We start from the raw sequence: 26,842 nt of genomic DNA, 5'->3' as shown, positions 1-26,842 counted from the left end.
CGTCGTAAGTCGGTTGATTCAACATAGCAAATAACTTGATTGATGCAACTATGTATTCCCGTCCGGGGCGTCCGCTAGCCCGGTCAGGGGACGCGATTTGCACGGTTCGTGTCGAAATCGGGGCCGCGGGCGTGCGGCACCTCACGCCTGCACACCGGAGGGGCCGCACACCCGAAGGACCCGCACCCGCCGTGGGTTCGGTCAGCCGGCCGCCTCGAATGCCGTGTCCCGCGCGGCCGGTGCCCAGACGTCCAGCTGCTCGCGCTGGCGCGCGAGCTTCTGCCCGATCCGTTCGACGGCTTCGGGCCCCAGGGGCAGCCGGAGCGGAGGTTCGGCGGAGTCGACGGCGTCGAGCAGGATGTCCGCCGCCCGGGCCGGGTCGTTGGGCTGACGGCCGTCCTGGTCGGCGAATCGTGCGCGCAGTGTTCCGGCGGGAGTTGCCTCGTATGCGTCGATCGGGGCCGCGTAGCGCATCGACGAACCCGCGAACTCGGTGCGGAACGGTCCTGGCTCGACGATCGTGACACCGATCCCGAACGGGGCGACTTCGCCAGCCAACGCCTCGGAAAGGCCTTCGAGCGCGAACTTCGACGACGCGTAGGCCGCGTGTCCGGGATTGCCGACCACTCCGCCCACGGAGGACATCTGCACGATGTGCCCCCGGCCGCGGGTTCGCATGTGGGGGAGTACGGCGCGGGTGACCCGGTGAACGCCGAGGACGTTGGTTTCCCACACGGCGCGCAGCTCGTCGTCGGCGAGTTCCTCCACGGCTCCGACCAACCCGTGTCCCGCGTTGTTGACGAGGACGTCGATGTGACCGTGCAGGTCGATCGCGGTCGCCACCGCATCGTGCACCGACGCCTGGTCGGTCACGTCGAGCCGCAACGGGTGCGGCAGATCGGCGATCGTCCGCGGATCGCGAGCGGTCGCCACGACGGTCTCACCGGCCCGAGCCGCCCGCTGGGCGATCGCGCGTCCCAGGCCGCGACTCGCGCCGGTGATCAGCCATACCTTCGTCATGTCTTCCTCCAGAGATGTCTTGATAATCAAGGCAATGATAGCTTGACTATCAAGGTTTTTACGGAGGTGAGCCCGATGGACTCGTTCGGCGACGAGCGGGAGCAATGGCTGGCGGTGATGCCCCCGGTCGCCCCCGAGGTCGAAGCGGCCCGGCAACGGATCGGACGGGTGTCACGACTGTTAGCCCGCGTCCTCGACCGGGTCGCGGCCGAACAGGGCATCACGGTCGGCGACTGGGAGACGTTGTCCGCGGTGAAACGCGCAGGCGGCTCGGCGACCCCGACGTTCATCGCCGAACGCCTGTCGCTGACGTCCGGCACCGTCAGCGTCCGACTGCGGCGGATGGTCGCCGCAGGCCTGCTCACCCAGCGGCCGAAACAGGCGGACGGCGACGCACGAAGCCGTCCGATCGAACTCACACCGCACGGCGAACGGGTATGGCGCCAAGCCACGGAACGCCGCGTCGCCGTCGAGCACGACTACTTCGCCGCCATCGGGCAGACCGGACTCGCGGCGCTGAATTCGGCTCTCGCGGACGTCCTCGCCGAGCTCGAACAAGACTTCGGCATTCCGTCACCGCACGACGCATCCCGGTGACGACCGCGTCGGACGTCGCCGGCTCCGCGCCCGTCGGACAGTCGACCCGGGCATCGACGTCGCCGGTTGACCTCTACTGCGCTCGAGGTGTGAAGCTGGATCCATGGCAGCGCAGACCACCGCACCCGACGGCTCCCAGGCCCACGCCGAACCGGCCGACCCGTGGGGCGTCGACGTCCTCGACCTCGACGCCTACCTCGCACGGATCGGCCGCCCCGCGGAACCGCCGTCGCCCGAAGCCCTCACCGCATTGCACGAGGCGCACGTGCGGACCATCCCGTTCGAGAACGTCGACTCACTCTCCGGCAGGTCCCCGGCACTCGACCTCGAGACGATCCAGGCGAAACTGGTCACCCGCCACCGCGGCGGCTACTGCTACGAGCACAGCCTGCTGTTCGCCGCCGCACTCGAACGTCTCGGCTACGGCGTCACCCGGCTGACGGCCCGAGTGCAGCCGCACCGCAACGGGCCGAAGTCCCACATGAACCTCCTGGTCACCGTCGACGGCGCGTCGTATCTCGCCGACGTCGGTTTCGGCGCCGGTGTCCTGCACCCCATGCCGCTCGCGGACGGGACCGTCGTCGATCAGGCGGGGTGGACGAACCGGATCTCGCACCGCGACGGTGTGTGGACCCTCGAGAAGCGGACCGCCGACGGGTGGGAACCGCTGCACGCGTTCGACGAGACGCCCCAGCGCCCCATCGACTACGAGGTGTTCAACCACTACGTCGCCACCCACCCGAAGTCACCGTTCGCCGGCGGGCTCATCGTGATGCGCCTCGAGCCCGGAGTCAGCAGGAAACTCCTCGGACGCAAGCGCGTCGTCGAGCGCCCCGACGGGAGCAAGGACGAGACACTGCTGGACCACGACGAGATCATCGGCGAACTGCGGGCGCTGGACGTCGTGCTCACCGACGACGAGGCGGCCACGCTGATCGAGGCGATGAAGGCCACCGAGTGATCCGGCCCGCCCATCCGGGCCGGATCACTCGGGCAGCAGTCGCGTCACCAGCCGGGACAGTTGCCGGATCGTGCGACATTCGAACATCGGCACCTCCCGCGCGTACCGGTACGCCTCCGAATCGCCGGTGCCCCACGACGACTCGCGCTCGGGGTTGAGCCAGTAGACGTGCCGGGCGCGCCCGGCGATCTCCCGCAGCGCGGTGAGGTTCGGGGGAGCACCGTTGGTGCGGCCGTCACCGAGAACGAGCACGCTGGTGCGGGGACCGAGCACGTCGCCCCAGCCGTCGGCGAACGTCTGCAGCGCCCCGTCGTAATCACTGCTCATGCCGACCTTCGTCAGGGCCGCCTCGGAGACGATGCGCTCGGCGAGGTGTTCGGGCTCGTCGCGTCCCGCCCGCACCAGTTCGGTGATCTCGTCGGTGCGCGAGACGAACGCGAAACTGCGGACCTTCGAGAACTGGTCGCTCAGCGCCTGCGTCAGCAGCAGGGTGAACTGGGCGAAGCCCGCGACCGAACCGGACAGGTCACACAGCAGGACGAGTTCGGGACGTCCGGGACGGCGCCGTCGCATGACCGGCCGCATCGGCACGCCGCCGGTGCCGAGCGATCGCCGCACGGTGCGGCGCAGGTCGATGCGGCCGCGAGTCGCCCGCCTGCGCCGCGCCGCCAACCGTGTGGCCAGCTTGCGCGACAGCGGCGCCGCCGCGCGGCGCATGTCGGCGAACTGCTCCGCCGTCGCACTCGTGAACGACACGAGGTCGGTCTGCGGCGCCACCGCGTACTGCGCGACCCGGTCACGACCGCGCAGCTCGGCGGTCCGCCTCCGTGCCTCCGCGCGCACGTGGTCGGTGAACGCCGCGATCCCCGCGGTCGCCTCACGGTCGGCGAGCGCCTCCGCCGACGCGCCGTCCAGGCCGTCGTCCCTGGCCTCGCGGATCGCGTCCCGCAACCGCGCCCGTAATGCCTGGGGGCGCACCTCGGACAACGCCTGATACGCCGACCAGCCGCTCAACCGTGGCGCCGCGCTTCCGCTCCCGCCTGCCGCGCCGGCGTTGCCCTGCGCTCCCTCGCCACCTTGTCCGCCCTCGCCGCCCGGTGCTCCCTGGCCGCCTTGCCCGCTCTGCCCGGCCGCGCCGTAGCCGCCGAACAGGTCGATCCCCGTGGCGGCCAGCGCACGCACGCGCGCGTCGTCGCCGGACACGAGCGCGTCGAGGAGCTGATCACGCAGCTGTGCGGGAGTGGCGGGCTCGTCGACCGTGGTTTCCGACGTGCCGTGTGCAGCGGGGAAGTAGAGGTCGAAGACACCGTCGAACACGGGCCGCTGGGCTGCGCCCCGCAGCACACTCGCGGAGAGGGCTTCGCGGAGCCGCTCCCGGTCGGCGAACCCGACGGCCTCGGCCGCCGCCGCGGCATCGACCGTCTCGCCGGTTCCGACGGCGATGCCGTGTTCGCGCAGCGCGTGCGCGAACGTGACGAGCCTGCCGGCCACGGCGTGCGCCGTCATGACACGGTGCTTCCGGGCGACACGTGTCCGGGTGACGCCGTTCCTGCGGCGACCGTCGCGGCGCCGTCGGTGGGGGAGAGCACCCGGTCGAGCCGCAGCTCGGACAGCGCCTTCCGCTGGTCGGTCTCGTACTTGAGGATCACGCCGAGGGTCGCGCGCACGACCTCCTCGTCGAGCGTCTCGGCGCCGAGCGCCAGCAGCGTCCGCGCCCAGTCCACCGACTCGGCGATCGACGGCGACTTGCGCAGCTCCAGCTCCCGCAGCGCTCCGACCACCCGCACCAGGGAGGCGGCCAGTTCGCGATCGAGCTCCGGCACGCGCAGTGTGACGATGTCGCGCTCCAGCTCGGCGGGCGGAAAGTCCAGGTGCAGGAACAGGCACCGGCGTTTCAGCGCCTCGGACAGCTCTCGAGTGGCGTTGGACGTGAGCACCACCAGCGGCCGCCGCGTCGCCGTGATCGTGCCCAGTTCGGGGACCGTGACCTGGAAGTCGCCCAGCACCTCCAGTAGCAGGCCTTCGACCTCGACGTCCGCCTTGTCGATCTCGTCGATGAGCAGCACGGTCGGGTGCTCGTTGCGGATCGCCGTCAGCAACGGGCGCGAGAGCAGGAACTCCTCGCTGAACACGTGCTCGCGGGTGGCGTCCCAGTTCTCGTCCTTGGCCGCCGTGATGCGCAGCAGCTGACTGGCGTGGTTCCACTCGTACAGCGCACGGGATTCGTCGATGCCCTCGTAGCACTGCAGCCGGATCAGCTCGCTGTCGGTCGCGGCCGCCATGGCGCGGGCCAGCTCGGTCTTGCCGACCCCGGCAGGGCCTTCGACCAGCAGTGGCTTGCCGAGTCGGTCGGCGAGGAACACCGTGGTCGCCACGGCGTTCGACGCGAGGTATCCGGCCCCTGCCAGGCGTTCGACGACTTCGTCGACCGAGGCGAACACCGACTCCTGCCCGGACGGCTGCGGCGTGGCCTGCGACGTCGATGGCTCTGTCACAACGGACTCCTTGGGGTAAGCGTCCGCTCATTCTCGCGTTCGTGGGCGCGTCGTCGCGAGGCCCGTGGCTCAGCTCACGCGTTTCGTCGGGGGTACGTGAGACAACGATTCGCAACAGCGGCGGTCGTCCACGGCGAACCCGGTCGGCCTGAAGAGCCCGCACGCACGAACTCGACCAGAGGAGTCACCGTGTTCCATGGCATGAGCACCGTCAGCCTGTTCGCCGACGACGTGCCGGCGGCGAGCGACTGGTACGCCGACCTGCTCGGCATCCAGCCGTACTTCGTACGCCCCGTCGACGGCCCGCCCGCCTACATCGAGTTCCGGATCGGGCCTGACGACCACGAACTGGGCATCATCGACGCGCGCTACGCGCCGCACCGACTCGGGGACGGCGGCATCGTCCTCTACTGGCACGTCGACGACGCCCACGCAGCCTACGACGACCTGCTCGCGCGGGGTGCAACCGAACACCAGGCGCCGATCGACAGGGAAGCCGGGTTCGTCACGGCGTCGGTCCGCGATCCGTTCGGCAACATCGTCGGTGTCATCCGCAACCCGGACGCCCGCCCGGACACCGCCGGGTAACCGGCCGCGGACCCGGCCCGGCGGCGGATGCGCCCCGCCGGGCCGGCCTGCCACCGCCGGAACCCGGATCAGCGTGCGGCCGTCTGTGTCGAGGGCGTTCTCCTGCGCTGGTTGGCCTGGAACCGTGCCTTCTTCTGGCGGTTCCCGCACGTGTTCATGTCGCACCATTTGCGGGTGCGACTCTGACTGGTGTCAAAGAAGGCCGCGCGGCAGGTCGACGATGCGCACAGGGCCAGTTTCCCGTCACGTTCGCCCGCGATGATGCCGATCGCGTCGGCAGCGATCACGCTGAGGGCGTCGTCCACACTCGCCGTCGAGCCGAGCTGCCATTCCCGGTTCCGCTCGGGGGTCAGGACGGCCGCTGCCCGGCCGCGAATGCTGCAGTCGTTGATGATCCGGAGTGCCTGCGCCGGCAGTACGTCACCGATCGCGGCCGCCGTCGCGGTGGTGTGAATCGCTTCCCGCAGTTCCCGCGCGAGTTCGAGCTCGGCGGCGCTGCAGGACTCCACGGCCAGGCCGTGCACCTCGAACCAGTCGACGAGCCGTTGCGGCGTGGGAATGCGTTCCACGGCGTCGCCGCACCGTTCGGTCAACGTCGCCGTGAAGCTCGTCGCCAGCATGTTGCCGAGACGGAAGTCGGGATACCCAGCACGCATGGAACCAGCTTAGCCGGTTGTCGCCGACCTCACGCCGTGCTAGAACCGGCATAGCTGGTTCTATCCTGGTCAGGAGGCCTCATGTCCCGCCCCACCGACGATGTGCACACCTTTCGAGCCCACACGACCGACGCCGACCTCGACGATCTGCGCACACGGTTGGCTGCGGCGCGCCTGCCGGAACCGGAGACGGTTCAGCGCACCGCGCCCGGCCCTCGCCGATGGGACCAGGGCGTTCCGCTCGCCGACCTCGTCGCTGTCGTGGACCACTGGCGCACCGACTACGACTGGCGATCGTTCGAGGAGCGCCTCGACCGGATCGGCCAGTTCCGCACGACCATCGATGACGTGGGGATCCATTTCCTGCACCGCCGGTCGGCGCGCGCGGACGCCACACCGCTGATCGTGACGCACGGCTGGCCGAGCAGCGTCGCCGAGTTCGTCGACGTCGTGGACGAACTGGCAGACCCCGGCGACGCCGGCGCCCCGGCGTTCCACGTCGTGGTCCCGTCACTGCCGGGATTCGGTTACAGCGACAAGCCGGCCACCACCGGGTGGGGAACCGAGAAGATCGCGTCCGCGTGGGTGGAGCTGATGAGACGGCTCGGCTACGACACGTTCGCAGCCCACGGCGGCGACTGGGGAGGCCCCATCACCACGATCCTCGGCGGTAGATTCCCCGAGCACGTTCTCGGTATCCACACCGCATTCGCGACGGCGCCGCCCGGGTTGAGCACGGACGGACTGACCGCGGCCGAGCGCGGCTGGGTCGAGGAAACCCGCCATTTCTGGCGCCACCGCGCGGCGTATGCCAAGCAACAGGAGACCCGGCCGCAGACCATCGGCTACTCGCTCGTCGACTCACCGGTGGGGCTGCTCGCCTGGATTCTCGACAAATTCGCCGAGTGGTCGGACACCGACGACAGCCCGTTCGAGACGATCTCCCGAGATCGCGTTCTGGACACCGTCACCCTCTACTGGCTGACGCGAACCGGCGCATCGGCGGCCCGCATCTACTACGAGAGCCACAACTCGCTCGACCCGGAACTCCGGGTGGACGTCCCGTCGGCGATCACCATGTACCCCCGCAACATCGAGAAGTGCCCGCGCCCCTGGGCAGAGCAGCGGTACCGGCAGCTCGTCCGATGGCGATCGCCCGGCACCGGAGGCCATTTCCCGGCATTGGAGGTTCCCGGGCATTTCGTCGACGACCTGCGGAACGGCCTCGCGGCGGTCCTGGCCACCGGCCGGTGAAAGCGACCCGATGAAGGCGACCGGGGACGTGTCCGACCGCTACTCGGCCGGTCAACGACCACCCGCTGTTCGACGCTCCGAACGCGATGTTTCCGATCCTGCCTGACGGGTGGCCGCGCTACCGTCCCGGACAGTTCCCCACCACCGAAACGCTGTCCCGGCACACCCTCAAACTGCCCGTGCCCCACGAGGACGACGGCCTCGCCGAGGGCTACCTGGCCGCATTCGACAAGATCTGGACCCACCGCCACGAACTGAAAGATGGTGCCCACGCATGAGCACACCCGAGCTGACCGACATTGCTCGCCAGGACATCACCGACGGCATCGCCCAGCAGGTCGTCGGTGCTGTCATCGAAGCAGCCGGAACGATCCTGCTACTCAAACGCCCCGCCGACGACTTCCGCGGCGGCACCTGGGAACTGCCCAGCGGCAAAGTCGAAGCCACGGACACCGACCTGTTCGCGGCACTGCACCGCGAAGTCACCGAAGAAACCGGCCTGACCATCTCCGAGGTCACCGGCTACCTCGGCGCGTTCGACTACACCTCGGGCTCCGGCAAACACACCCGCCAGCACACCTGGGCCGTGGTCGTGACCAACCCCGATGAGGTGCGGCTCAGCGAACACGACGACTCCGCCTGGGTGGCCACCACCCGCGACCACCCCGTCAGCGACGAGGTCCAACGACTCATCGACGCCCACCTCGCCACCGTCACCAGCTGAACGAACCTGGCCCACGTGGTTCGCGCCACCGCCGGCACGACCGTGCGAGCACTGAGCCGTGCGGCGCAGGGCCTACCGCGCGCTGCGGCCGGCGATCACGGTGGCGCCGAGGTCTTCGCACCGCTCCACACGCGGTGCGAGGCCCGCATCGGTGAACGCTGCGGCCGCGGAGTCGGCCTGCCGGTCACTGGTCTCGCTCAGCACGTGGCCGCCCGCGACGAGCCACGACGGCGCCTGGCGAGCCACGGCGCGTAAGGCGTCCAGCCCGTCGGCGCCGCCGTCCAGCGCGATCGGCGGTTCGTGGTCACGGGCCTCGGGCGGCATCGAGGCGATCGCCTCCGACGGCACGTACGGCACGTTGGCGACGACGACGTCCACGGCGCCGCGTAGCTCCGGCGGCAACGCGGAGAACAGGTCGCCCGCGTGGACCCGCGCGGACAGATTGCGGCGGGCGCACCGCACCGCCGCCGGATCGACGTCGGCGGCATGGACCACCGCATCGGGGCGTTCCGCCGCGATCGCCGCGCCGAGCGCGCCCGACCCGCAGCACAGGTCGACGACCACACCACCGGCGGGCAACACCTCGAGCGCCTGCTCGACCAGGAAACCGGTGCGCTGCCGCGGCACGAACACGCCCGGCTCGACCGCCACACGCAACCCACGGAACTCGGCCCAGCCGAGCACGTACTCGAGGGGTTCGCCGCCGACCCGGCGTGCGACGAGCCGCTCGAGGTCGGCCGGATCGGCGGCCTCGTCGCGCAGCAGTGCGGCCTCGTCCTCAGCGAACACACATCCGGCGCCGCGGAGGGACGACACGATCGACGACTGCAGCATCGCATCAGGCTATCCCCGGGGTGACCGGCCGAAGCGGGCGGTGAGCCCGAGCCGGCGGATGCGTTCGGCGTCGGCGCTCCGCACAGCAAGCATGGCCGGCATTCCAGACCGGACGATGATCACCGTTCAACGCCTGCGCGGCCGGGCACCTCCGGAAGCCAGCCCCGGTCACCCAGTTCGGCGGTGAACCGCCGGTAGGACTCCTCGAGCCGGTCGCGCTGCGCCGGGTCGGGTTCGACGACCGTGCCACCCGCACCGATCCGCGCGGACACCTCGGACAGTCCGCCCGGCACGGTTCCGGCGGCGGCCAGCAGCGCCGCGCCATAGGCGGTCTCGGCGTGCGCCGGCACCTGCATGCTCCGGCCCGTCACGGTCGCGCGGATCGTGGTCCACAGCGTGCTGGCGCTGCCGCCGCCCGCGGCGAGCAGCGGCCCGCGCACGTCCACACCGAGGTCGCAGACGTGCTCGAGGGCGAGACGTTCGAGGAACGCGACACCTTCGAGCCGCGCCCGGTGGAGTTCGACGTCGTCGGCCGGATCCCCGATGACGAATCCCCTCGCCTCCGGCGCCGGGAACGGGAACCGCTCGCCGGAGCGCGCCAGGGGGTAGGCCAGCGCCCGGGCGGGCCCGCGTGCAGCCGCCTCGGCGTCGAGCCGCGCGAGATCACCGGTCACGCCCTCGCCTCCGGTGTTGGACGCGCCGCCCGCGAGCCACCAGCCGTCCGGATGCCGATGGCTGTACAGCGCGCCCCACGGGTCGGCGACGAGCCGTTCGGTAGCGCCTTTGAGTACGTACGTCGTCCCGAGGATGCCCACGAACCGGCCCGGCTCGGCCGCTCCGGTGGCGAGCTGTGCCGCGCAGCCGTCGGTCATGCCGGCCACCACCGGGCAGCCCCTCGGCAGTCCCGCCACGGGCCGCGGCGTCTCGCCGAGCACGCGGGCCGGGGCCACGACGTCGGGAAGCCACGACGTCGGCACGCCCAGCGCGTCGAACACCTCCCACGCCCACTCGCCGCGGACCGGGTCGTAACCGCTCTTGAGCGTGTGCGACCAGTCCGCGGCGACCGGCCGGCCCGTGAGCGCTGCGCCGATGAACTCGGGCGTGTGCACCACGCCCGCCGCGTCGGGATACGCCGCATGCAGCCAGGCGATCCGGCCGAGCGCGGCGGTCGGGGAGACCGTCGTCCCGAGCGCGGCCCAGCGCTGCGCACCGGCCTCCGCGGCCACGACGTTCTCCTGCGCGGCCCGCCGGTCGTCATACATGAGCGCGGGCGAGGCCGGTTCGCCATGGCGGTCGACCGCCACGATCGTGCCCGACGTCGCCGACACCGCGACCGCCTCGACCGGCCCCACCTCGGGGCGCTCACACACCCGCCGGACGGCCGACTCCACCGCGGGCCACCAGCTACAGGCGTCCTGCTCGCTGTGCCCGTCGGGCGAACGGACAGGGTGGGGCAGGTCCGTGGCGGCGCGGGCGAGAACGGTGCCGTCGGCGGCGACCGCGAAGGCACGGACCCCCGCGGTCGCCACGTCGATGCCGACGACCGTCACCGCGGCGCCCTGACTTCCTGGTCAGCTTCCTGGTCAGTCTCCTGCGCTGTCTCCTCGGTGACGGTTTGCAGGTTCGCGTCCTTCGCGAGCGCTTCCTCCGTGGCCTCCGGGAGTTCGAGGAACCGCACGATGACCGCCGCGACCACGTACAGCGCCGAGAAGATGATCACCACGCCCGCGGCTCCGGCCGGCCCGAGGAACAGGCTCACGATCGCCGGGCCGACGAAGGTCGCGGCGCCGGCGCCGAGGTTCAGCAGCGCCATGGCACCGCCCTTGTTCTCGGGTGCCAGCGACGGCAGCAGCGCCGAGATCGGCACGAACCCGGCCAGCGTGGCCCCGTACAGCGCACCGACGAGCAGCGCGACCCAGTAGTAGTCGGCACCGAGGGCGAGCGGCACGAAGTAGAGCAGGAGGATCGAGACCGCGCAGCCGACGGCACCGAACCAGAAGATCGTCGTGCGCCAGCCGATCTTGTCGGAGACGACGCCGAAGATCAGGTTGAACACGATGTTGGTGCCGTAGATGACCGACACGAGCAGCAGCCAGCGCGCCTCGCCGAAGCCGATCTGGTGGGCGAAGATCGTCGGGAAGAACACGAGCATGCCGAACTCGGGCGCGGTGTTGATGACGCGCGCGATCATGCCGAGTCCGACCTGCGGTTTCTTCCAGGCGATCGACACGCTCGAGACGAGACTCTGCACGGGTTTCACGTCGGGCGGAGCCAGTCGCTGGAAGCCCGTGCGCTCCCGCACCCCGAGCAGGCAGACCAGGCCGCCGAGTCCGAGGATGCCGATGGAGAGCCACAGCGTGCCGTAGTGGCCGAAGATCGGGTTGGTGAAGCTCGCGACGAGCGAGCCCAGGGTCGGCAGGCCGCCGGTGAAGGCGAAGTAGAACCACCCGACGGCGGCTCCCAGGCGTGCGATCGGCGCGACCGCCGTGATCCACACCAGGAACCCGAACGCGAACATCGGGTAGCCGAGCCCGCGAATGCCGTAGAACACCATCATCAGTGCGTAGCTCTCACCACTCACGGCGATGGCGAGGAACAGGACGTCGAACACCAGCCAGATGGCGAGGCCGAGCATCATGACCCGGCGCGGGCCCCACAGTTCGGACAGGGCGCCGGAAAGCCACGACGCGAGCATCACGGCGACGCCGTACACGGTGATCACGTACGACGCGCGGATGTCGGTGCCGGCGCCGTGATCGGCCATGAACGGCGCGATGAACCCGGATTCGACGCCGTCGCCGATCATGAACAGGAGCAGGCCCACGTAGCCGAACAGCAACGGCGCGGGAAGGCCCCACTTCTCGAGTAACCCGCGGAACCCTCCGCCGGCTCCGGACAACGTCGGTGTTGTCTGCGCAGTCATCTTGCCTCCATGGGTGTCGCTCGCAGCATCATCACCCATGTGAACTTCACAAACAAGATGTGATTTTAGGTTTCCGCGAAACCATCGGACCCGCGGTGCTGTCAGTTGCGCGGTGCCGTCAGAGCGGCGCCACGTCCACCTCTGTGCGGTTGCGCAGCTCCTCCACCGTCGCCTCCGGCGTGCCCGCATCGACGATCAGCCGGTGATAGTCGGCGACGGGAGCGAGCCGGTGCAGCGCGGTGCGCGACATCTTGCTGGAGTCCATCAGCAGCACGCCGTTCTGCGCGCTCTGCAGCATGGCCCGCTTGACCATGACGATCTCGGGCTCCTGGTGGAACGTCAGCTCGGTGTTCATCGCCGACGTGGACACGAACGTCGTGTCCACGGTGAGCCGTTCGATCGCCTCCAGGCACGGCATGCCGAGGAAGGCGTCGTGCGTGGGCGAGTAGTCGCCGCCGATCGCGATCAGGCGCACGTCCTCGACGTCCTTGAGCACGTCGATCGCCCGGAGGTAGTTGGTCGCGACGGTCAGCGGGGTGACCTCGCCGAGCAGCTTGGCCAGTGCGAGGGCGCTCGTGGAGTCGTCCAGCAGGATCGACATCCCCGGTTCCACACAGGTCAGTGCCTGCCGGGCGATCGCGGCCTTGGCCTCGACGTTGGCGTTGAGGCGGTACTCGGAGTTGCTCTCGAACACCGTCGACGGCTGGGCGGACACGCCGCCGCGGAACTTGCGCAGCAGACCGCGGCGCGCGAGCTCGTCGAGGTCACGGTGGACCGTCATCACGCTCACGCCGGTCAGTTCGGCCAGTTCCGCCGCCGATGCCGAACCGTTGTTCACCACGTAGTCGGTGATGCGCTGCTGTCTGCCGGCGCGCTGCCCCGCACTCTTGTCGCTCTTCTCGGTCACGCGGGCCAGCATCTCATTCCGCGGGCGCGTTGAGCCGGTACAGGCTGGCGTGTCCTGCCTCGATGCCGACCTCGGTGATCGCGCCGTTCGCCAGCTTCGGCAGCACGCGGCGGTAGGTCGACAGTGGAATGCCGAGCAGCCGGCACAGCGCCAGCCGCAGCAGGGTGTTGTGTGCGACCACCAGGGCACGGCCTCCTGTGTCCTCGGCTCGTTCCGCGATACCGACCAGAGCGGCCACCGCGCGGTCGGCGACCGACGCGGGCGGCTCGGCGTCCGGGAAGGAACCGGCGATCGGATCGGCGCGGAACCGCTCCACCACGGAGGCGGGCAGTTCGGCGAGGGTGCGCCCTTCGGCCAGGCCGAAGTGCGCCTCCCGCAGCTCCGGTTCGACCTCGACCGGCAGACCCAGGGCGGAGCCGACCGGTTCGGCCGTCGCCATCGCCCTGCTCAGTGGGGAGGAATGGATCGCCACGGGAGGTTCGGCTGCGCCGGCGATGCGCCGGGCGAGCGTTTCGGCCTGCGCGGCGCCGCGTTCGGTCAGTGCCACGTCGCTGCTGCCCGCGTACCGGTTCTCGGCGTGCCACGTGGTTTCCCCGTGCCGGACCAGTAGGAGTCGAGTTCCCATGCAGCACCTCCGGTGACAAATCGCGACTCTGGTGTTAATTTAACATCCAGGACGTGAAAGGGGCTGTGAATGACGTTCGCCGCAGTCGTGTTCGACCTCGACGGAGTACTGGTCGAGAGTGAACACCTCTGGGAAGAGAACTGGGTCGCCTACGCCGCGCGACACGGTGTGACATGGACTGCCGAGGACACCGCGACGGTGCAGGGGATGAGCGCACCCGAATGGGCCGCGTATCTCGCCGACCGCAGCGGTACGGCCGAGACGGTGCAGCAGGTCGAGGACGCGGTCGTGGACGGCATGATCGCCTCGATCGAGGCGGGCGAGGCGCCGCTGTTGGGCGGCGCGGACACCATGGTGCGCGGTGTCGGCGCCCGTGCGCCCATCGCCCTGGCCTCCTCGGCGGCGCGCCGGGTGATCGACGCCGTCCTGGCCACCCACGGCCTGACCGGCGAGTTCAGCGCCACCGTGTCGAGCGCCGAGGTACCGAGGGGTAAACCGAGCCCCGACGTCTACACCGAGGCCGCCGCCCGGCTGGACGTACCGCCCGCGGCCTGCCTCGGCGTGGAGGACTCGAGCAACGGGATCCGGGCGGCCGCGGCCGCGGGACTCACCGTCGTCGCACTGCCCAACCCGACCTACCCACCGAAGCCGGACGCACTCGACCTGGCCGCCGCCGTCGCGGCCGACAACGACGACGTCCGCCGAACCCTGCTCGCCTACCTCACCGGAGAGTTGGTGCGATCGTGACCGTGCTGGGAACCGCCGAGACCTTCAAGCGCGACTGGGTCGACGGCTTCGTCACCGCGTACGGACGTGAGGTGCGCAAGGTTCCGGACGCCTACGGCGTCGTCGCCACCGACGTCCCGAAACGGGGCAAGGTCGCCGTGGTGATCGGCGGCGGCTGCGGCCATTACCCTGCGTTCGCCGGCCTGGTCGGTCACGGACTCGCCGACGGTGCCGTCGTGGGCGACGTATTCACGAGCCCCAGCGCCGAGCAGGTCCACCGCACCGCACGGGAAGCCGACGGCGGCGCGGGCGTCCTGTTCGGCTACGGCAACTACCAGGGCGACGTGCTCCACTTCGGACTCGCGGCACGACGGCTGGCCGCCGAAGGCATCGACAGCCGCACCATCCTCGTCACCGACGACGTCGCCAGCGGCCCCTCCGAGGACCCCGCGAGCCGCCGCGGCGTGGCAGGCGACTTCTTCGTCTTCAAGGTGGCAGGCGCCGCAGCCGAACGCGGTGACGACCTCGACGGGGTGCACGCCGCAGCCGTGAAGGCCAACGCCCGCACCCGCACGTTCGGCGCCGCCTTCGGCGGGTGCACGCTGCCCGGCGCCGCCGAGCCGCTGTTCACCGTCTCCGACACGGACATGGAACTCGGCCTGGGCATCCACGGCGAGCCCGGGGTGCGCACCGTCGGCAGACTCGCCGCCACCGAGCTGGCCGACGAACTCGTCGACGGTCTCCTTCCGGAGCTGCCGAGCGGGGACGGCCGCGTCGCCGTCCTGCTCAACGGACTCGGCCGCACCAAGTACGAGGAGATGTTCGTGGCCTACAAGCGCATCCACGAACGCCTCACGGCAGCAGGTCTGGACCCGGTGCACATCGAGGTCGGCGAGTTCGTCACCTCCCTCGACATGGCGGGCGTGTCACTGTCGGCCATGGTCCTCGACGACGAACTGGCCGCGCTGTACGCGGCGCCGTGCTCGTCACCCGGATACCGCAGCGACGGCCGGCCCGCCGCGCCGGTGCGGCCCTCGGTCACGGTCGACGACACGCTGGCCACGCCACAGCACGCCGGGGAGAGCACCGTCGACCGAGCCCTCACCGCCGCGCTCCGGCTGATCGAAGCGAACGAGGACGAACTCGGCAGGCTCGACGCCGTGGCCGCCGACGGCGATCACGGACTCGGCATGACCCGCGGCATGCGTGCCGCCGTCACGGCGGCACGCCGCTGCACCGGCCCGGCCGAGCAACTGCTCGCCGCGGGGACGGCGTTCGCCGACGCGGCGGGCGGGGCCTCGGGCGCGCTGTACGGGGTACTGCTGGCCGAAACCGGCGCGGGGCTGCGCGGCGAGATCACCGCCGAGACCCTGGCCGACGCCGTCGACAACGCCGCGGCGGCGTTCACCACGCTGGGCAAGGCCCGGCCGGGGGACAAGACCATGCTCGATGCGATCGAACCGTTCCGCACCACCCTGCGAGCTGCGGTACACGGATCGGCAGGACGCTCCGACACCGGCGCCGACATCGCCGACGCCTGGCGCAAGGCCGCCCAGGCAGCCACCGTCGCGGCACAGGAGACCGCGGACCTGGTGCCCGGCAAAGGGCGCGCAGCACGCTTGGCAGAACGCAGCAAAGGACACGCCGACCCGGGAGCGACGTCGTTCGCGCTCCTCGTCACCGCCGTCGGCGACGTACTGGGAGGGCAGAACTGATGCGAGTCGTCGTCGCGGCCGATGACGCCGGCGTGGGACTGAAGAACGAGGTGCGGAACCTGCTGTCCGCCGACGAGCGGGTGACCGAGGTGATCGACGTCGGGGTGGACGGACCCGACGACCACCGCGCCTATCCCGTGCTCGGACTGGCCGCCGCCGAGAAGATCGCCGCAGGCGAGGCCGACCGCGGCGTACTGGTCTGCGGCACCGGGATCGGCGTGGCCATCTCGGCGAACAAGGTCCCCGGAGTCCGTGCCACCGTGGCCCACGACTCCTACTCCGCCGAACGATCCGTCAAGTCCAACAACTGCCAGGTCATCACGTTCGGCGCCCGCGTGATCGGCCCCGAACTCGCCAAACGGATCGTCGGCGAATGGCTCGGCTACGCCTTCGACCCGGCCTCGGCCAGCGCCGCCAAGGTCGCCCACATCACCGACTACGAACAAGCGGGCGCCGCGACCTGAGTCCGGCGGCACCGGGAACCCAGCACCGAGAGGAACAATGACGTTGCGGATACTCGCTGCAGGAGACGAGTTCGTCAGGACCGAGCTGCTCGCCGACGCGGTGCGCGGCCAGGCCCCCGACGCCGAGCTGTCGCGGTTGTCGCTGCCCTGGCCGGTCGAACCGTTCGGCCCGGTCGGCGGGGTGCAGGAAGCCAGCGGCACCGAGCAACAGGTGATCGACGCGCTCGGCGACGCCGACGTCGCGGTCACACAGATGGCCCCGTTCACGAAACAGGTGTTCGCCGCGGCACCCCAGCTGAAGCTGGTGTCCGTCTCGCGCGGCGGACCGGTGAACGTGGACCTGGACGCGGCCACCGAAGCCGGGGTCGCGGTCACGTTCGCACCGGGCCGCAACGCGGCGGCCGCGGCCGAGTTCGCGCTCGGGCTCATCCTGGCCGCCATGCGCCGCATTCCGACGGCATCCGCGGAACTGCTCGGCGGGCAGTGGCGCGGGGACTACTACGCCTATCCCAACGCGGGCCTCGAACTCGACGGCACGACGGTCGGCCTGGTCGGCTACGGCGCGATCGGCGCACGGGTGGCCAAGGTACTCGCGGCCTTCGGTTCCCGCGTGCTGGTCGCCGATCCGTTCGCCGATCCCGACCGGATCGCCGCCGACGGCGCCGAGCTCGTCGACCTCGACGATCTGCTCCGGCGCAGCCCGGTCGTGAGCCTCCATGCCCGCCTCACCGAGGACACCCGGCACCTGATCGACGCCGAGAAGCTCGCGCTGCTGCCCGACGGGGCGGTGCTGGTCAACTCCGCCCGCGGCGGCCTGCTGGACTACGCCCCGCTGCCCGGGCTGCTGCGCAGCGGCAAACTCGGCGCGCTCGCACTCGACGTCTACGACGAGGAACCGCCGCCCGCCGACTGGGAACTGCGGAACCTGCCGAACGTGATCGCGACCCCGCACCTGGCCGGATGCAGCAAACAGACCGCCGAGCGGGCCGCCGAGATCGTCGCGGCGGAGGTGGGCCGCTACGTGCGCGGCGAGCAGCTGCTCAACGTCGCCAACCCGGCAGTACTGCGATGACCCGCATCATCGGCGTCGACATCGGAACGTCGCTGACCAAGGCCGTCGTGTTCGACGACGACGGGCTGGCCGTCGCCGAGGCGTCCACCCCGTCCGAACTCGACCAACGGCCCGGCGGCCACGTCGAACAGGACCTCGATCAGGTCGTCGGCACCGTCGCGACAGTGGTACGTGAGGTCACGGCCGCGCTGGACGGGCCGGTCGACGCCGTGGCGCTCACCGGGCAGGGCGACGGCGTGTGGCTGCGCGACGAACACGGCCGCGGCGTACGTCCTGCCGTGTCCTGGTTGGACGGCAGGGCCAACGCCCTGCTGGCCGACTGGCAGGCCGGCGGCGTGGCCTCGGAAGTGTTCCGCCGCACCGGGTCGGGCATGTTCCCCGGCTGCGCAGGCCCCGTCCTGTCGTATCTGGACACTCACGAACCCGAGACGCTCGACCGTGCGGCCGTCGCCGGCTACTGCGTCGACGCCGTGCTGCAACGACTGACCGGCGAGATCACCGTCGACGTGTCCGACGCGTCGCTGCCGTTCCTCGACCCGGCGACCCGCCGCTACGACGACGCCGCCCTCGCCGCGTGCGGCCTCACCCACCGCCGGGACCTGCTCGCCGAACCGGCGGCCCCGAGAACCGTCTTCGCCCTCGACGCCCACGGCGCCGAACTGCTCGGACTCCCCGCCGGGCTGCCGGTGACGGCCGGACCGTTCGACCTGCCGGCCAGCGCCATCGGCGCGGGCGTGCGCAAACCGGGAGACGGCATCCTCACGGCCGGCACGACGCTCGCGTGCCAGGTGCTCACCGGCGACGCCGCGTTCGACCCGGACGGCGAACCGGCGGGCATGTTCCTGTCGACGCCCGACGAGGGGGAGTACCTGCGAGCCATGCCGGCCATGGTCGGCACCGCGAGCATCGACTGGGCGTGCCGGATGTTCGGCATCGAGGTCGGGAAGATCGGCGAACTGCTCACCGAGAGCGGTCCCGGCGCGGGCGGGGTCCGTGCGCTACCGTTCCTGTCGGCGTCGGGGGAGCGGGCACCGTTCGTGGACGCGGCGGCGCGCGCCCAGTTCTCCGGGCTGAGCCTCGAACACGGACCGGCCGACGTCGTGCGCGCGCTGTGCGAGTCGATCGCCTACGCCGCCCGGCACTGCTTCGACGCCGCAGGCCTGTCCGGGACGTTGTACGCGTGTGGAGGCGGCGTTCGCTCCGCGGAGTGGACGCAGATCTTCGCCGACGTGCTGGGCAGGCCGATCGTGATTCCGAGCGACCCGGGAGTGGGCGCGCGCGGAGCCGTCCTCGTGGCGGCCGAAGCGCTGGGCGAGCCGTACGACGCGGAACGCTGGGCCGCCAGTTCCCGCACCGTGCAGTTCGACCCGTCGGCGGCCGAGTTCTACAAGGACGGCTACGCCGACTACCAGGCGTCACTGGCGTCGGCGCGGCAGCTCTGGCGGCTGTGACCGGGGACCCAGCCACGAGCCAGGCAACCTACGGGTGCGTAGCCTGGCCGTGTGGCAGAGATCGTGTACCCGCCCGTCGTACTGGCGGCCAAGACCATGTTCCGCGTGCTCGACAACCGGCTGCGGGTGACGGGCACCGAACACGTCCCGCCCACCGGCGGTGCGGTGATCGCCTGCAATCACATCGGCTACCTGGACTTCATCTTCTGCGGCCTCGGCGCGCAGCCTGCGAAGCGGCTGGTGCGGTTCATGGCCAAGAAGGAGATCTTCGACAACCGGATCGCCGGTCCGCTCATGCGCGGAATGCACCACATCTCCGTGGACCGCGGGGCGGGGAAGGCGTCCTACGACGAGGCGGTCGACCGGCTGTGCTCGGGCGAGGTCGTCGGGGTGTTCCCGGAAGCGACGATCAGCCGCTCGTTCACGATCAAACCGCTCAAATCCGGCGCGATCCGCATGGCCGCCGATGCGGGGGTGCCGGTCGTGCCGATGGCGCTGTGGGGCACTCAGCGGCTCTGGACGAAAGGGCGTCCGAAGGAGCTCACGAAACGGCACGTGCCGATCCACATCCATGCAGGGGAGCCGTTGCACCCGGCACCGGACGACGATCCGGACGCGCTCAGCGGTGACCTCCGTACGCGGCTGCAGTCGATCCTGGACACGCTGCAGGCCGACTACCCGGACCAGCCCGCGGGCGACGACGACCGCTGGTGGCTGCCCGCGCACCTCGGCGGCACCGCGCCGACCCCGGAGGAAGCAGCCGCACTCGACGCCAGAGGCCGGGACCGCGACTGAAGCGCCCACCGGCGACCGAGTGTCACTCACCGCGCCGCACGAAACAGGGGGAGAGGCGGTGAGGATTTCCACCCGGAGTCATCACCACCACGCTGTCGGCGTTGGCAGACTGATCACGTGACAGGTCTGACCGCCGAACTCGTGGTTGACGGTCGCGCACCGCACACCCCAGCCCTCGCCCCGAACGGGCAAATGCTCTGCTACGTCCTTGCTCCCATCAGTCGCACCGGTAACCATCTCGACACCGAAATCTGGCTCGTCAACACCGACGACGTCACCACGTCGCACCGGGCGACCACCGACACCGCGACGGAGTCCCGACCACGTTGGTCCGCGGACTCGGGCACGCTGTTCTTCCTGTCCGACTGCGCCGACCGGAGCACCTCGCAGGTACATCGGCTCGCCCTCGCCGACGGCACGGCAGACCCGGTGACCAACTGGGGCGCCGGCATCATCGACCACCTGCCGCTCGCCGACCTCACCATGGTCGCACTGTTGGCCGAAGACGAACTCACCGAACAGGACGCCCATCGCATCCGAGACCGTGACGACGCCATCGTCGTGGGCGAGCGTGAACCGCGCGCCCGGTTGCGCCTCCTCGATCTACGCACCGGACTGGTCACCACCCCGGACGTGTTCGGTGATCGGCACGTCGTGGAACTGCGACAACGTCCCGACGGCGGGCCGCTCGCCGTGCTGACCCGGGCCAGCAGCGACAAGGATTACGGCCCCCGCACCGGCCAGCTCCACCTGTTCGACCTCAGGACTGGGACCGCGACGGATTTCGGAGCGGTCGAGGCAGAAGCACACTCCCTGGCCTGGTGGCCAGGGGAGGACGGTTGGCATCTTGCCCATCTCGCGCTCACCCCACCCGTTCTGCAAGCCGGCACGGCGGTATTCGACCTGGCCGTGGACAGTCGCACCGTGCGTAACCGGACGTCCGACCTCCCGATGTGCCCGACCGAACTGCACCAGACCGACGCCGACCCGCTGGTTGTGTTCGCCGACGGGCTGAACACGACCTTGGCCCGACTCGATCCCACGGGCCCGACGACCTTGTCGCAGCACACCGGATGTCTCGACGACCTCAGCACCACCCCTGCCGGGGACACGATCGCGGCGCTGACCAGTACCCGTTATCAGCCCGCGAACGTTCACATCGGACCGGCGACCGGACCACTGCGAAGGCTCACCAACACCCGCCCAGAGCTGGACGCCATCGCTCTCGGAGCACAGCAACCGTTGAATCACCGTGCCGCTGACGGCCTCGACCTGGACGGTTTGCTGGTACTGCCGGTCGGAAGCTCCGCGGCGGACGGTCCGTTCCCGCTCGTCACCATCGTGCACGGCGGCCCCTACGACCGCTACGCCGATCGCTTCCAACTCTCCTGGGTCCCCAGCGCGCAATGGCTGGCCGCGGCCGGGTATGCGGTGTTCCTGCCCAACCCGCGCGGCGGCAAGGGTCACGGCCACCAGTTCGCTGCCAGCGTGGCCGGCCGGATCGGACAGGAGGAGTGGACCGACATCCAGACCGGCATCGACCTGCTCATCGCCGAAGGCGTCGCTGATCCGGATCGGCTGGGTATCGCCGGTGGGAGCCACGGCGGGTTCATGTCCGCATGGGCCGTCGGCCAGACCGATCGGTTCCGCGCCGCACTGGTCGTCGCCGGCGTCATCGACTGGGGCATGCTCACCGCGACCGGGGAGTACGGCCTGTTCGAAGCTGCGCTCGGTGGCAGCACCGGATGGTCGGGCATCGGCCCGCACCCGCACGACGCGGTCAGCCCGATCTCCTTCGCAGGTCGAGTACGCACGCCGGTGCTCCTCCTGCATGGGGCCGAGGACACCAATGTGCCCCTCGGCCAGTCCGTGTACTTCCATCGGGCGCTGCGACATTTCGGTGTCGAGCACGAGTTCGTCATCTATCCGAGGGAGGGGCACTCGATCCGGGAACGCAATCACCAACTCGACGTCCTCCGCCGAACCCGTGCGTGGTTCGACCGCTGGCTTCAGTCTTGACCGAGGACGGACGTCGACTAGCGGGGTTCGCCGCGTCCGTTGGTGTCTGCCGCACCTGCCTTCACGTGCCGGTGGCTGTAGTAGAGCAAGGCGAGCAGGACGATCCCGGAAAGGATCAAGCTCACGCCGGTGGTCCAGCCCGCCAGCGGCACCCACGGCACGATTCCCCACACGACTCCGGCGCCGATCAGCCCCAGCCCGGCCAGCACCGACCCGGCGATCCGCAGTGGACTCGCCACGCTGCTCTCGGCCGCTTGCATCGCCCGCTCTCTGACCGGCTCGATGTGGCGCTGCAGCGTGGGAAACGCCGCAGCGAGCGCGATGAGCCCGGCGAGCACCAGCAGCAACCCCGGGCCGGGCAGAACCAGCAACGCCAGTCCGACGAGCAGCACCACGCTGCCCACCACGGCAAGCACGCCGCGCGTCAGCGGGTTGCGGTGGCCCATGTGCCTCCTTACATCCCCGCCGGCGGCCGTCGCTTTCAGTCTACGGTCCTGCCGTCGGCGACGCCCTTCGCGACGTGATCGTGAGCGGTGGTCGGGCGAGGCGGAAACAGTCGCGCTCGACGCCAAAGGTTCGGACCGGGGTTCAACGTTCCGTCGGCCCCACGATTCAGGTCGTGGACAGGGGAGCGGTCCTGGAACTCGGGCCCTGCCGTGCGCTCGCCGGCGATGTCATCGGCGGCGCAGGGACGAGTCGAGCAGGGCGGGCGGGTAGGTCTGACCGATGCCGCCGATCTTTCCGAAATTCATCGTGCCCAGCGCCAGCGAGCTGACCGGACCCCAGGTTCAGAGACCTGGCTCCAGAGGGCCGCGCGAGTGCGAATCCCTCTGGTGATCGAGAAGCCGCAAAGGGCGGCGGTCATGCTGCGGTCGTGCTGCATGAGCAGCTGCAGACACGGTGCTGGTGGCGGTAAACACATCACGCAGCCAATACGTCTGCTCGCTGTCCCACGTCCACAGGACCGTCCGGTCTGCGCCCATACCGACCGGGACGTGCGTCCCAGCTAGAAAACCCATCAACGATAGATGTACACCGTCCCAATCCTGCGCGACGGATTGCCAGTCGGGGGCGAGCCCGCCCCGTTCCGCAGCTGCAGCCCTCAACGGGTAGCGCGTCACCAATTCATGCCAAGAGTCGGCACTGTCGATTTCGAACACGCGGGAGCTGCTGTCGGAATGCAGCAGTGTTCGCGTAGGCGAGGAGTTCGGTTCGGCGTCACCAACATGCGCGCTGGCGAGAGCATCCCAGCATGTATCCCCGTCGATGTAGCTCGATGTTACGAGCGCGGGGATCGGCAATTGCGCGTAGCTGCTGCTAACCAGGTTCGCCGAGTCACTGGGATGCCCAGCCACATGGACCTGCCAGTGATCCGCGACCGGCGATGACCACCAAGCCACGCCGGGCTCTCTCAGCACGGCATCGGCGAAGGCACGGACTTCTTCCCGTCGCTGAAGGGCACAATCAAGTGTCGCAGAATAGTGTTCATCCCATGGGTCGATCGCCTGGCGGGCTGCAACCGCCAGTGCAAACGACACACCAGGCTTGGTCACCTCTTTCGCGCTAAGACCCCAGTCTTGCGCGGCGAGCAGAGCTGCGCACGCCAAGGGGCCACGCAGGAAGGCCTCAACGTCGTCAGGCATGTGTCATCCTCATCTCGAATCTAGCGAGAATAACCAGCTCGCCGTCGCGCTCGCACGCCGACCGGGACCCGAGCTGACCCCAAAGGTCATCGGTGACACCGCACGACACGGACAGCATCCGCGTCAGTGGATCAACAGGTGTGGCACTGCCTGGCACGGTTCGGTCGGAGAGCGGACCGGAACACCTCCACACCCACTACTTAACATAATGTGCATTATCGGCACTCGAATAACGGCCACCGGAGCCGGAGAGCGGCCGTTGTCCCGCCGACGCCTGCATCCGTAGGATCACCCTGTGACCACCGATGATCGCAACGCCGCGCACCCGACGACCGCCGACTCGGACACACTCCACCCGGACACGTCGGCGTACACGGAGATCACCGACGTCGCGGCACTCACGGAGGTCCTCGGCGACGCCCAGCCGCGCGCCTGGACCAAAGAACGCACCGAACTCACCGGCATCGACCGGGACTGGCTCGCCGCGTCGCCGTTCTGCTTCCTGGCGACAGCCGACTCCGACGGCCGCTGCGACGTCTCACCGAAAGGCGACCCGGCGGGCCGCCTCGTGCACGTCCTCGACGACCGGACGATCGCCCTCGCGGAACGGCCGGGAAACCGCCGCGCCGACGGATACCGCAACATCCTGACGAACCCGCACGTCGGACTGAACTTCATCGTCCCGGGCCGCGGCGACACACTGCGAATCAACGGCCGCGCACGACTCGTCCGCGACGCACCGTTCTTCGCCGACATGGTCGTCAAAGGCCATCGTCCCGTGCTGGCCGTCGTCGTCCACATCGAACAGATCTTCTTTCACTGTTCGAAGGCGTTTCTGCGGTCCGGCCTGTGGCAGCCCGAGTCCTGGCATCCCGGCGACCTGCCACGGCGTGCCGTGATCGCCGACCGGGTCGAGAACACCGGCATGACACTCGGCCAACTGGACGAGCACTACGGCGAGCGCTACCGCGAGAAGCTCTATCGCGGCTGATCGGCGCCTCTCCCCTCGTGATCGATCGTCCGATCACCCAGCCTTGTTTTGTCACGGTGTCGAAATAAGCAAAGTGTCGAGATGACGCTGGGTGATCATGAGGACGGGGTGAGCTGTGCGGCGGGGTCATCGAAGCGCTTCGCTATCAGCGCAGCGCTCCGGTGTCAGCGGAGCGCTTCGATGTCACGTGCGACGCGGGCCACGTCGACGGACAGCTTTTCGAGCTCGCCGGACTCGGCACCGTCCGCGGCCGCGGTGGCCACGTCCTCGGCGGCGCACCGAAGCTGGAACAACCGGTCCTGGAGCGAGGCGACCTCAGCGGCCGACAACACCACCGCGTCCTCAGGCAGCCCGGTGCGCTGCACGGCCGTCCGACGTTCGTAGGCACGTTGCCGGCACGAGCGGCCGCAGTACCGGCGCCGGCGTCCCGCCGCAGCGGGCTGTTCCACGGCGCGGCCGCACCAGCCGCAGTGCTGCGGCACGGGCGTGCGCAGAGCCTGCAGTTCCTCGCGGGTCGGCGCCTCACTCACCACTCCGACCTTAGTCGGCCACTCGAAGTCCATGCCGCAGCCACGCCGGTCCGGCAGACTGGACGACGTGGCGCATATCTGGCATCGACATCCGCATCCCTACCTCGACGACACGCTCCCCCGTGCGCTGGCCCACCGCGGCTGGCACGTGGGCGAACTCGACGGGCTCGAAAACTCGCTGCCCGCCTTCCGGCGCGCGGCCGAGGAGGGCTACCGGTACGTCGAGACGGACGTGCACACCACCTCCGACGGCGTCGTCGTGGTGCATCACGACGCGCTGCTCGACCGCACGACCGACGGCACCGGCCCGATCTCCGAGCAGCCGTGGGACGCGGTTCGCCGCGCGAAGATCGACGGCCGCGTCTCGGTGTCGCGGCTCGAGGACCTCCTCGAGGAACTGCCGGACGTGCGGTTCAACATCGACGTCAAGGCCGACGACGCGGTCGAGCCGTTCGTGCGGGCGCTGGAGCGGACCGACGCCTTCGACCGGGTCGGCGCCGCCGCGTTCTCCGACTCCCGGCTGGCACGACTACGCGCGCTGGGCGGTGATCGCCTCCTCACGGCGTGCGGCCCGCGTTCGGTGGCCGTGCTGTGGGCCAACGGCTGGGTCCCGTTCCTGCGGCTCGGTGGTCTCTCCCACGGGGCGATGGCTCAGGTGCCGCGGCGGCAGGGCCGCATGACGCTCGTGGACCGCGCGTTCGTGCGTGCGGCGAGCAGGGCCGGCGTGGAGGTGCACGTCTGGACCGTCGACGACGCCGACGAGATGCGCGCACTGCTGGACCAGGGCGTGCACGGCATCGTCACCGACCGTCCCGACGTGCTGCGCGACGTGCTGCAGGAGCGGGGCGAGTGGACTGCCGAACGGCCGCCCGCCGCTCCCGACCCGGCCGGGAGCGGCGACTCCGCGGACGGATGAGGCCGATGACGGGGACCGCACCGCCGTGGTGGGTCGTCAGCGCGGCGCGGTTCCCTCCCACGCGGCCTTCCAGGTCTTGGGGCCGAGGCGGCCCGAATCGCGGATGTCGTTGGCCCGTTGCAGATCCAGCACCGCTTCCTTCGTCTCGTCGTAGTAGCAGCCGGTGCCCTGGAAGTCGTAGCCGAAGGCGTTCATGCGCAACTGGAACGTGCGCAGCTGCGGGGCGCAGTCGCCATAGGCGTAGACCACACCCGGCCAGTCGGGCATCGACGGACTGCCCGGCGGTGCCGGTGCTGCGGGCTCCCCACCGCCGATGTAGGCCGATTCGGCGCGGCTCGGCACCACCTTGCTCCGTGCGTCGGCGTCGTCGACCAGCCCGACCATTCCCGCGCACTCCCACGGTTGCCAGCCGCGCATGCGGTACAGCCGCAGCGCGCGGTAATCCTGTTCGGCCGGGGTGGCCAGGTCGGGCCTGCCGGTGCCGCCGACGCTGCGCCACGTCGGCAGGTCGAACTGATAGGCACCGTAGTATCCGTTGCCGGTGTTCACGTGGTAGCGCTCGGTCGACTCGCACATGCGCAGCTTCGCCCAGTCGGCGCGGCTGGGGTCGGCGGAGGTCGGCACCGCGAGCGCGAACTGCACGCCGAGCGCGGCCAGGACGACGAGGAGGAGCCTGGTGAGTCCCCGTGCCGGGCCACGGAGTCGGCTGCTGGTCATAACGGCACGGTAAGCAAACCGGACAACCGCCACAACAGTCACACTGGAAACGGCAGTCTCACCTACCACAGGCGGGGGATACTGCTGCGACACCCGGGATCACCCGGACGCACGGCACCGCCGAAAGTCGGGCCCATGGCACGCCGAGCCCACCCGGATCGTCACACCGACGGCGACAGGCGCGGCCGATCCGAGCCCGCGCGAACGAGCACGACCGCA

General features: G+C 70.1%; 28 protein-coding genes. 15 read left to right on the top strand and 13 right to left on the bottom strand.

Annotation, left to right across the window (positions count from 1 at the left end):
* Positions 1-201 precede the first annotated feature (201 nt).
* A complete protein-coding gene (locus LY41_RS15705) occupies positions 202-1,020 on the bottom strand; it encodes an oxidoreductase (protein WP_253864771.1) in 819 nt (272 codons plus the stop codon).
* A 75-nt stretch (positions 1,021-1,095) separates the two neighbouring features.
* Between LY41_RS15705 and LY41_RS15700 the strand changes: the two genes are divergently transcribed.
* Together LY41_RS15700 and LY41_RS15695 are read left to right on the top strand one after the other, a co-directional pair.
* Complete coding sequence (locus tag LY41_RS15700) at positions 1,096-1,617, top strand: MarR family winged helix-turn-helix transcriptional regulator (protein WP_253864770.1); 522 nt, start codon at positions 1,096-1,098, stop codon at positions 1,615-1,617.
* Positions 1,618-1,720: 103 nt separating this feature from the next.
* A complete protein-coding gene (locus LY41_RS15695; protein ID WP_253864769.1) occupies positions 1,721-2,578 on the top strand; it encodes an arylamine N-acetyltransferase family protein in 858 nt (285 codons plus the stop codon).
* A gap of 24 nt (positions 2,579-2,602) precedes the next feature.
* Here the strand turns inward: LY41_RS15695 and LY41_RS15690 are convergent, their stop codons facing one another.
* Together LY41_RS15690 and LY41_RS15685 are read right to left on the bottom strand one after the other, a co-directional pair.
* The gene (locus LY41_RS15690; protein ID WP_253864768.1) at positions 2,603-4,084 is read right to left on the bottom strand and encodes a VWA domain-containing protein; all 1,482 of its coding nucleotides are present in this window, start codon (positions 4,082-4,084) and stop codon (positions 2,603-2,605) included.
* Positions 4,081-5,073 (bottom strand): AAA family ATPase, encoded by a 993-nt coding sequence (locus LY41_RS15685; protein WP_372493287.1) that lies wholly within the window; start codon positions 5,071-5,073, stop codon positions 4,081-4,083. Before LY41_RS15685 ends, LY41_RS15690 begins: the two co-directional genes overlap by 4 nt.
* Before the next feature lie 201 nt (positions 5,074-5,274).
* Between LY41_RS15685 and LY41_RS15680 the strand changes: the two genes are divergently transcribed.
* The gene (locus LY41_RS15680; RefSeq protein ID WP_301297163.1) at positions 5,275-5,661 is read left to right on the top strand and encodes a VOC family protein; all 387 of its coding nucleotides are present in this window, start codon (positions 5,275-5,277) and stop codon (positions 5,659-5,661) included.
* Positions 5,662-5,729: 68 nt separating this feature from the next.
* Here LY41_RS15680 and LY41_RS15675 read toward each other — a convergent pair whose 3' ends face one another.
* A complete protein-coding gene (locus tag LY41_RS15675) occupies positions 5,730-6,317 on the bottom strand; it encodes a CGNR zinc finger domain-containing protein (protein WP_253864766.1) in 588 nt (195 codons plus the stop codon).
* A gap of 81 nt (positions 6,318-6,398) precedes the next feature.
* On the opposite strand from LY41_RS15675, the gene LY41_RS15670 reads away from it, so the two are divergent.
* The 3 genes from LY41_RS15670 (at position 6,399) to LY41_RS15660 (ending at position 8,295) form a co-directional block, all read left to right on the top strand.
* A complete protein-coding gene (locus tag LY41_RS15670; protein WP_253864765.1) occupies positions 6,399-7,571 on the top strand; it encodes an epoxide hydrolase family protein in 1,173 nt (390 codons plus the stop codon).
* A gap of 86 nt (positions 7,572-7,657) precedes the next feature.
* Positions 7,658-7,849 carry a hypothetical protein gene (locus tag LY41_RS15665; protein ID WP_253864764.1) on the top strand — a complete coding sequence of 64 codons (192 nt, stop codon included), beginning with the start codon at positions 7,658-7,660 and terminating at the stop codon, positions 7,847-7,849.
* Positions 7,846-8,295 carry an NUDIX domain-containing protein gene (locus LY41_RS15660; RefSeq protein WP_253864763.1) on the top strand — a complete coding sequence of 150 codons (450 nt, stop codon included), beginning with the start codon at positions 7,846-7,848 and terminating at the stop codon, positions 8,293-8,295. The genes LY41_RS15665 and LY41_RS15660 overlap by 4 nt, the downstream gene beginning before the upstream one ends.
* A gap of 72 nt (positions 8,296-8,367) precedes the next feature.
* On the opposite strand, the gene LY41_RS15655 is transcribed toward LY41_RS15660, so the two are convergent.
* From LY41_RS15655 to LY41_RS15635, 5 genes are all read right to left on the bottom strand, one after another.
* Positions 8,368-9,129: a putative protein N(5)-glutamine methyltransferase gene (locus LY41_RS15655; protein ID WP_253864762.1), complete on the bottom strand. Its 762-nt coding sequence runs from the start codon at positions 9,127-9,129 to the stop codon at positions 8,368-8,370.
* Between the two features lie 119 nt (positions 9,130-9,248).
* Positions 9,249-10,679 (bottom strand): FGGY-family carbohydrate kinase, encoded by a 1,431-nt coding sequence (locus LY41_RS15650; protein ID WP_253864761.1) that lies wholly within the window; start codon positions 10,677-10,679, stop codon positions 9,249-9,251.
* The gene (locus LY41_RS15645; RefSeq protein ID WP_253864760.1) at positions 10,676-12,052 is read right to left on the bottom strand and encodes an MFS transporter; all 1,377 of its coding nucleotides are present in this window, start codon (positions 12,050-12,052) and stop codon (positions 10,676-10,678) included. Before LY41_RS15645 ends, LY41_RS15650 begins: the two co-directional genes overlap by 4 nt.
* Positions 12,053-12,170: 118 nt before the next feature.
* Positions 12,171-12,971 (bottom strand): DeoR/GlpR family DNA-binding transcription regulator, encoded by an 801-nt coding sequence (locus LY41_RS15640; RefSeq protein WP_253864759.1) that lies wholly within the window; start codon positions 12,969-12,971, stop codon positions 12,171-12,173.
* Between the two features lies 1 nt (position 12,972).
* Positions 12,973-13,584 (bottom strand): histidine phosphatase family protein, encoded by a 612-nt coding sequence (locus LY41_RS15635; RefSeq protein WP_253864758.1) that lies wholly within the window; start codon positions 13,582-13,584, stop codon positions 12,973-12,975.
* A gap of 69 nt (positions 13,585-13,653) precedes the next feature.
* On the opposite strand from LY41_RS15635, the gene LY41_RS15630 reads away from it, so the two are divergent.
* The 7 genes from LY41_RS15630 to LY41_RS15600 all read left to right on the top strand — a co-directional run bounded on the left by LY41_RS15630 (position 13,654) and on the right by LY41_RS15600 (position 21,826).
* Entirely contained in the window at positions 13,654-14,331 is a 678-nt protein-coding gene (locus LY41_RS15630) for an HAD family hydrolase (RefSeq protein ID WP_253864757.1), read from the top strand.
* A complete protein-coding gene (locus LY41_RS15625) occupies positions 14,328-16,025 on the top strand; it encodes a dihydroxyacetone kinase family protein (RefSeq protein ID WP_253864756.1) in 1,698 nt (565 codons plus the stop codon). Before LY41_RS15630 ends, LY41_RS15625 begins: the two co-directional genes overlap by 4 nt.
* Positions 16,025-16,489 (top strand): ribose-5-phosphate isomerase, encoded by a 465-nt coding sequence (locus LY41_RS15620; protein ID WP_253864755.1) that lies wholly within the window; start codon positions 16,025-16,027, stop codon positions 16,487-16,489. Before LY41_RS15625 ends, LY41_RS15620 begins: the two co-directional genes overlap by 1 nt.
* A gap of 43 nt (positions 16,490-16,532) precedes the next feature.
* On the top strand, positions 16,533-17,561 hold the full coding sequence (locus tag LY41_RS15615) for a 2-hydroxyacid dehydrogenase (RefSeq protein WP_253865054.1): 1,029 nt from the start codon (positions 16,533-16,535) through the stop codon (positions 17,559-17,561).
* Positions 17,558-19,012, top strand: a complete 1,455-nt coding sequence (locus LY41_RS15610; protein ID WP_253864754.1) for an FGGY-family carbohydrate kinase — start codon at positions 17,558-17,560, stop codon at positions 19,010-19,012. Before LY41_RS15615 ends, LY41_RS15610 begins: the two co-directional genes overlap by 4 nt.
* A 51-nt stretch (positions 19,013-19,063) precedes the next feature.
* Positions 19,064-19,807 carry a lysophospholipid acyltransferase family protein gene (locus tag LY41_RS15605; protein ID WP_253864753.1) on the top strand — a complete coding sequence of 248 codons (744 nt, stop codon included), beginning with the start codon at positions 19,064-19,066 and terminating at the stop codon, positions 19,805-19,807.
* Between the two features lie 117 nt (positions 19,808-19,924).
* Positions 19,925-21,826, top strand: a complete 1,902-nt coding sequence (locus LY41_RS15600; RefSeq protein WP_253864752.1) for a S9 family peptidase — start codon at positions 19,925-19,927, stop codon at positions 21,824-21,826.
* A gap of 17 nt (positions 21,827-21,843) precedes the next feature.
* Here the strand turns inward: LY41_RS15600 and LY41_RS15595 are convergent, their stop codons facing one another.
* A complete protein-coding gene (locus LY41_RS15595; RefSeq protein ID WP_253864751.1) occupies positions 21,844-22,272 on the bottom strand; it encodes a PGPGW domain-containing protein in 429 nt (142 codons plus the stop codon).
* Between the two features lie 342 nt (positions 22,273-22,614).
* Positions 22,615-23,469, bottom strand: coding sequence for a hypothetical protein (locus tag LY41_RS15590; protein WP_253864750.1), 855 nt, complete (start codon positions 23,467-23,469; stop codon positions 22,615-22,617).
* A 379-nt stretch (positions 23,470-23,848) separates the two neighbouring features.
* On the opposite strand from LY41_RS15590, the gene LY41_RS15585 reads away from it, so the two are divergent.
* Complete coding sequence (locus tag LY41_RS15585) at positions 23,849-24,460, top strand: pyridoxamine 5'-phosphate oxidase family protein (protein WP_253865053.1); 612 nt, start codon at positions 23,849-23,851, stop codon at positions 24,458-24,460.
* A gap of 164 nt (positions 24,461-24,624) precedes the next feature.
* On the opposite strand, the gene LY41_RS15580 is transcribed toward LY41_RS15585, so the two are convergent.
* The gene (locus LY41_RS15580) at positions 24,625-25,023 is read right to left on the bottom strand and encodes a hypothetical protein (protein WP_253864749.1); all 399 of its coding nucleotides are present in this window, start codon (positions 25,021-25,023) and stop codon (positions 24,625-24,627) included.
* 34 nt (positions 25,024-25,057) lie between these two features.
* Between LY41_RS15580 and LY41_RS15575 the strand changes: the two genes are divergently transcribed.
* A complete protein-coding gene (locus LY41_RS15575; RefSeq protein WP_253864748.1) occupies positions 25,058-25,906 on the top strand; it encodes a glycerophosphodiester phosphodiesterase family protein in 849 nt (282 codons plus the stop codon).
* 36 nt (positions 25,907-25,942) lie between these two features.
* Here LY41_RS15575 and LY41_RS15570 read toward each other — a convergent pair whose 3' ends face one another.
* Positions 25,943-26,623, bottom strand: a complete 681-nt coding sequence (locus LY41_RS15570; RefSeq protein WP_253864747.1) for a transglycosylase family protein — start codon at positions 26,621-26,623, stop codon at positions 25,943-25,945.
* Positions 26,624-26,842: the final 219 nt, after the last annotated feature.

Source organism: Prauserella halophila, from assembly GCF_024171895.1.
Taxonomy (GTDB): domain Bacteria; phylum Actinomycetota; class Actinomycetes; order Mycobacteriales; family Pseudonocardiaceae; genus Prauserella; species Prauserella halophila.
The sequence above is the reverse complement of the archived record's forward strand: the minus strand, read 5'-3'. Positions and strand labels throughout refer to the sequence as shown.